6 protein-coding genes are annotated in these 5,416 nt (G+C 71.1%); 2 read left to right on the top strand and 4 right to left on the bottom strand.

Annotated elements, in window-relative coordinates; all coding sequences use genetic code 11:
- Positions 1-25 precede the first annotated feature (25 nt).
- Both GKQ77_RS26805 and GKQ77_RS26800 read right to left on the bottom strand, forming a co-directional pair.
- Complete coding sequence (locus tag GKQ77_RS26805; RefSeq protein WP_219691506.1) at positions 26-1,078, bottom strand: RICIN domain-containing protein; 1,053 nt, start codon at positions 1,076-1,078, stop codon at positions 26-28.
- Between the two features lie 174 nt (positions 1,079-1,252).
- Complete coding sequence (locus tag GKQ77_RS26800; protein ID WP_125512464.1) at positions 1,253-1,480, bottom strand: hypothetical protein; 228 nt, start codon at positions 1,478-1,480, stop codon at positions 1,253-1,255.
- 61 nt (positions 1,481-1,541) lie between these two features.
- Between GKQ77_RS26800 and map the strand changes: the two genes are divergently transcribed.
- Together map and GKQ77_RS26790 are read left to right on the top strand one after the other, a co-directional pair.
- Complete coding sequence (gene map, locus GKQ77_RS26795; RefSeq protein WP_219691505.1) at positions 1,542-2,399, top strand: type I methionyl aminopeptidase; 858 nt, start codon at positions 1,542-1,544, stop codon at positions 2,397-2,399.
- A 163-nt stretch (positions 2,400-2,562) separates the two neighbouring features.
- Entirely contained in the window at positions 2,563-3,231 is a 669-nt protein-coding gene (locus GKQ77_RS26790) for a biliverdin-producing heme oxygenase (protein WP_219691504.1), read from the top strand.
- A 12-nt stretch (positions 3,232-3,243) separates the two neighbouring features.
- On the opposite strand, the gene GKQ77_RS26785 is transcribed toward GKQ77_RS26790, so the two are convergent.
- Together GKQ77_RS26785 and GKQ77_RS26780 are read right to left on the bottom strand one after the other, a co-directional pair.
- Entirely contained in the window at positions 3,244-3,900 is a 657-nt protein-coding gene (locus tag GKQ77_RS26785; RefSeq protein WP_219691503.1) for a PhzF family phenazine biosynthesis protein, read from the bottom strand.
- 15 nt (positions 3,901-3,915) lie between these two features.
- Positions 3,916-5,416, bottom strand: a 1,501-nt coding sequence (locus GKQ77_RS26780) for an HtaA domain-containing protein (RefSeq protein ID WP_258022021.1), incomplete at its 5' end; no start/stop codon positions are given.

Here is a 5,416-nt window from a genome sequence, read left to right as displayed (position 1 = left end):
CCCGTTACCCAGCACCCGGTTCCTGTTACTCCGCGTCTATGAAGAAGACCTGGTCCGTGCGGTCTGTCGTGCACGGCTCTTGTCTGGCCGTGGCGCCCTCCGTCGTGGCGCTGTCGGTGATGCCGACGCAGAACTTCCGCTCGGGGGTGTGGAGCGTGTAGATCCGGTAGGTGTTCGGTACCGGCGTGTCCACCGCCTCGATGTAGAAGACGTTCGCCGTCGCGCAGTCGCTCGTGGTCTCCAGCAGATCGGGCACCGTACTGACGGGGAACACCATGAGGCAGCGGACGCCCGCCTGTGCGCTGTGCCACTGGAGCTTGAACAGGCCGTTGCCCTGCGGCACCAGGTAGGTGCGCGGCGATGTGGCCTGCGCGCATGAGCGCTGGACGGCGACTGGCACGCTCAGGATCCCGGCGCGCCCCTCGGTCAGGCACTTGCCGGGCGCGCTGCCCGGGCGGAGCTTGATCCAGCCCTCCTTGAGGCCCCGGAAGTTGCCCTGGGTGAAGTTGGCGCCGGGCTGGTTGTCGCAGCTCCACTGGCGCAGCGCCGTGCCGTCCGCGGTGGCGGAGGCGGTGACCTCAAGACACTTGCGCGGGCTCGCCGTCATCGGCTGGATCAGCGCGGCGTCCCCGTGGTTCTCGAAGAGGAAGCTCATGCCGGGCCGGTCGGCGCACGCCGCCTGCACGAGGGCCGCGCCGTTGTCGGCGCTGGAGTTCTCCACCGCCATGCACTTGCCGCTGAAGGCGCTGACGATCTGCACCGCCCCGCTGTGGACCGCGGACACCTTCAGATACCAGAGCGCGCCCTCGCGCCCGGCGCAGCGGCGCTGTCTGACGGGTTCGCCGGTCTCCTGCGTGGCGACCTCCAGGCACATGCCGGTGTGGGTCGCGGCGATGTTGATCTGCTGGCCGGATGCGGCGGCCGCCTGCCGGGCCGACGCGGTGGTCGCGGCCTCGGCCGTCCCGCCGCCGACCGGCAGCAGGGCCGAGGCCAGCGCCAGCACGAGGGCCAGGACGAGGGTCGTGGCGAGGCCCGGGGCGGCCGCGCGCGGACGTGGTGAGCGGAACCTCAGCAGCATGGACTCTCCATCCCTGGGGGATCGAGCCCGCGCGGCGAACCGAGCCCCCTGGGCCCGGCTGCCACGGACGCGGGCGTGGCGGCCGCCCGATGCTGCCCGGCCCCGCTGATGCCGGGCTGACGCGGCCCGCGCCGCGGCCCGGAGGGCACAGGGGACCCAGAGGGCCCCGGCCGCCTACTCCTCGTCGCTCCGGGTCACCGAGTCATGCCACCGTGGGTCGTTCTCCCACTGGAGATTCCGCTCGGCGGCCGTCCGCATCGCCTGCTCCGCGTCGCCGCGCGTGGCGTAGGGGCCCATCCGGTCCTTGCCCGGGCAGTCGGGTCCCTCCTCCACCTTCCGGTGCTCCAGGCAGTAGTACCACTCCCCCGGCTTGCCGACCGTCCGCTTCTTGAACAGTGCCATGTCCCGCTCCTCTCGTTCCTGACGCCATCGTGCCCCGAGACCGCTGGCTAGACTCGCTGGCATGTCTGGCCAGTCACTGCTCGTCCCAGGGGAGCTCTCCCCCATCCGTTCCGTCCCGGGCAACATCAGGCGCCCGGAGTACGTGGGGAAACCCGCCCCCGCCCCGTATACGGGGCCGGAGGTGCAGACCCCCGAGACCATCGAGCTGATGCGCACCGCGGGCCGCATCGCCGCCCGCGCCATGGAAGAGGCCGCGAAGCACATCGCCCCCGGCGTCACCACCGATGAGCTGGACCGCGTCGCGCACGAGTACATGTGCGACCACGGCGCCTACCCCTCCACGCTGGGCTACCGCGGCTTCCCGAAGTCGCTGTGCAGCTCCATCAACGAGGTCATCTGCCACGGAATCCCGGACTCCACCGTCCTGAACGACGGCGACATCATCAACCTCGACGTCACGGCGTACATCGGCGGCGTACACGGCGACAACAACGCCACCTACCTCGTCGGCGACGTCGACGAGGAGTCCAAGCTGCTCGTCGAGCGCACCCGCGAGTCCCTCGACCGCGCCATCAAGGCCGTCAAGCCCGGCCGCCAGATCAACATCATCGGCCGCGTCATCGAGTCGTACGCCAAGCGCTTCGGCTACGGCGTCGTACGTGACTTCACCGGTCACGGCATCAACTCGTCCTTCCACTCCGGTCTGGTCGTCCCGCACTACGACAGCCCGCACGCGACGACCACCATCCAGCCCGGCATGACGTTCACGATCGAGCCGATGCTGACGCTCGGCACGTACGAGTACGACATGTGGGAGGACGGCTGGACCGTCGTCACCAAGGACCGCAAGCGGACCGCGCAGTTCGAGCACACGCTGGTGGTGACGGAGACGGGGGCGGAGATCCTCACGCTGCCCTGAGTGGTCCGGTAAGGCCCGGGTGGTTCCCCGGGACGGGAGTGGGTAGCTTTTTTACCGACAGGGCGTCGGGAACCAGTTGACTTAGGTAAGCCTAACTTGCCATGATCTCCGCACGGTCGCTGGTTCCCGCCATCCCGTCCCCCGGCTCCCCTGGAGGCCCCTCATGGACATGCCGCGCACGCCGTTCTCGACGGTCATCCGCACCGCGTCGCACGAGCAGCACACCGAGGCCGAGACCTCGACCTTCATGAGCGACCTGCTCGGCGGCAAACTCGGCGTCGACGCCTACGCGCGCTATACGGAACAGCTGTGGTTCGTCTACCGCGCCCTGGAGGACGGGGCCGAGGCCCTGGCCGACGATCCCGTCGCGGGGCCGTTCATACGGCCCGAGCTGGCGCGCGTACGTGAGCTGGAGCGCGACCTCGCGCATCTGCGGGGCCCGGGCTGGCGCGCGGGCCTCGCCCCGCTGCCCGCCACGGCGGCGTACGCGGCCCGGGTCACGGAGTGCGCGCGCACCTGGCCCGGCGGCTATGTCGCCCACCACTACACCCGCTACCTCGGCGATCTCTCCGGCGGGCAGATCATCCGCGGCAAGGCCGAGCAGACCTGGGGCTTCGCGCGCAAGGGCGACGGTGTGCGGTTCTATGTGTTCGAGGGGATCTCCAACCCGGCCGCGTTCAAGCGGGGGTACCGGGAGCTGCTCGACGGGATCGACTCGGTCGTCACGGACGAGCTGGAGCGGAAGCGGATTGTCGACGAGTGTCGGCGCGCGTTCGCCTTCAATACGGCGGTCTTTCGGGAGCTTGGGCAGGAGTTTCCGCTGAGCGCGTGAGGGGCTGGACTGTCAGTCGGTGGGGCTGGGGTGCCAGCCCCGGACCCGTCCGCCCACCTCGATCTCGCCGTCCGGGCCCGGGGCCGTCAGGAGCTGGGAGCCGCGGCCCTGGGTGATGTTGAGGGCGCGGCCCAGCTCGTGGGTGAGCAGCAGTGCCGCCGCGCCCGTCGCCTCGTCCTCCGTGATGCCGTCGTCCCGGCCGGGGAACGCCCTGGCGCGGACCCGGCCGGCCGCCTCGTCCTCCCACGCCCAGGCGTAGATCCACTCCCCGGGCGGCGGCACGGCCAGCGCGTCCACCTCCGCCGCCGTCCCGTACCGCCGCAGCGTCCTCGGCGGCGCCCACCGCGCGTATGCGGTGATCCAGCTGAACTCGCCGTCCTGGCGGGCCTGCACCACCCCTGCGGGGGTGACCAGTTCCGGCACGTCGAGCAGCCAGGCCGTGCCGACGCAGGGGTGGCCCGCGAAGGGCAGGCGCAGGGTCGGGGTGTAGATGTCGATGACGCCCCGCTCGGGGTCGTCGACGAACACCGTCTCGCTGAAGCCGAGTTTCGCCGCGAACGCCTGCCGGTCCTCCCGGGCGGGCGTACGGGCCCCGTCGCGCACGACACCGAGTTCGTTGCCGTGCCGACCGTCGGGCCCGCAGAAGACGCGCAGTACGTCGAGAGTCACCCCGGCATTGAAGCATCACACCGCTTCGGTGCCCCGCGTCCGCCGTGCCGCGTACACCGCGCCCGCGCCCGCCGCCACGGCCACGCCCGCCATGCCGAGCAGCGCGGCCGAGGGGACGTCGGCGCCGGTGGCCGCCAGGGAGTCGGCGTCACCGAGCGCACCGCCGACCGAGCCGCCGCCCACCGAACCGGACCCGGTGGCGCCGGTGCCGCCGCCCGCCTCACCGCCGAACTGGGCGCCTCCGGAGGGGAGTTGCGCGCCCTCGGAGAAGGACAGGGCGACCGTCACCGGGTCGAGCTTCTGGCCCGGCTTGTAGATGGAGCCGACCGCGCCGTTGGCGAACTGCTTCGCGCCGGCCGCCGTGAAGGCCGCGGGGACCTTGTCGAGGCGTACGACATCGTTCTTCGCCTTGTACGAGGTCTTGGAGAGGTCGAGGGTCGCGAACTTCACATTGTTGTTGGTGCCCTTGGGCGTGGTGACGTCGACGAGGAGGGTGCCCTTGGCGCCGTTCGCCCGCACCTTGAAGTCGCTGAACTTCATGTCGATGCCGTGTGCCTTGTACGTGAAGCGGACGCTGCCGCCGAAGGAGGCGTCGGCCTTCTTGGCGCGGGAGTCCACGTGCGCCTTGGCGTGGGGGAAGGTGTAGCCGCCGGTGACCTTCTTGGCGCCGCCCGCGACGGTCACCTTGCCACCGGCGGAGATATAGGCGCGGAAGCTCTTCTTCAGGCCCCAGGAGAGCCTGCCGTCGACGGCGTCGCCCGCGACATGCCCCGAACCGGGCGTGCCCGGCGTGGCGGTGGGCGTGGCGGTCGGCTTCGGGGTCCCGGTGGGCTTGTCGGTCGGCTTGGCGGTGGGCTTGTCCGTCGGCTTGTCGGTCGGCTTCTCTGTCGGCTTCTCGGGGAGCGGGGCGCCCGCCTTCACGGTGAGCGTGGCGGGGTCGAGCTTGTCGCCTTCCTTGTACATGCCGTTGAACGCCTTGGCGCCCGCTGCCGTCAGCGTCGCCGGGATGTCCTTGAGGACCATCGCGCCGCCCTCGCCCTGGCCGGGCCTGATCCCGGTCATGTCGAGGCGGGCGAGGTCGATGTCGTTCTGGGTGGCGCCGTTGAGCGTGACGTCGGCCTGGATGGCGCTCGCGTTGCCCCCGGTGCGCACCTTCACGTCGGCGATCTTGATGTCGAAGCGGTGGGCGGTGGAGACGAAGCGGACGCCGCCCTTGAACGCGGTCTCCGTGGCGTGCGTGCCGGTGTCGTAGGCCCCTGTGCCGCCGGTGTAGGTGAACACGCCGTTGTCCGCCGCCTGCTTGGCGCCGTCCGTCGCCTCGATCTTGCCCATGGCGATGCCCGTGACGTACTTACGGAAGCTCTCCTTCACGCCCCAGTCCAGCGTGCCGTCCTTCAGCTCAAGCCTGGACGGTGCGGCCGCCCCGCCGTCGGCGGCCGTCGCCGGGAGGGCGAGGGTGGCCGCGCCGAGCGTGACGACGGTGGCGACGGCTGCGGCGAGGGCTATGGGGCGAGGG

The sequence above is a fragment of the Streptomyces anatolicus genome, assembly GCF_019400875.1.
In the GTDB taxonomy this organism is placed as follows: Bacteria; Actinomycetota; Actinomycetes; order Streptomycetales; family Streptomycetaceae; genus Streptomyces; species Streptomyces anatolicus.
This window is presented reverse-complemented; position numbering and strand designations above follow the sequence as displayed.

Excerpts from the sequence above, each read along its gene's own strand:
- GKQ77_RS26805 (WP_219691506.1), bottom strand. The coding sequence starts at position 1,078 with ATGCTGCTGAGGTTCCGCTCACCACGTCCGCGCGCGGCCGCCCCGGGC.
- GKQ77_RS26800 (WP_125512464.1), bottom strand. The coding sequence starts at position 1,480 with ATGGCACTGTTCAAGAAGCGGACGGTCGGCAAGCCGGGGGAGTGGTAC.
- map (WP_219691505.1), top strand. The coding sequence starts at position 1,542 with ATGTCTGGCCAGTCACTGCTCGTCCCAGGGGAGCTCTCCCCCATCCGT.
- GKQ77_RS26790 (WP_219691504.1), top strand. The coding sequence starts at position 2,563 with ATGGACATGCCGCGCACGCCGTTCTCGACGGTCATCCGCACCGCGTCG.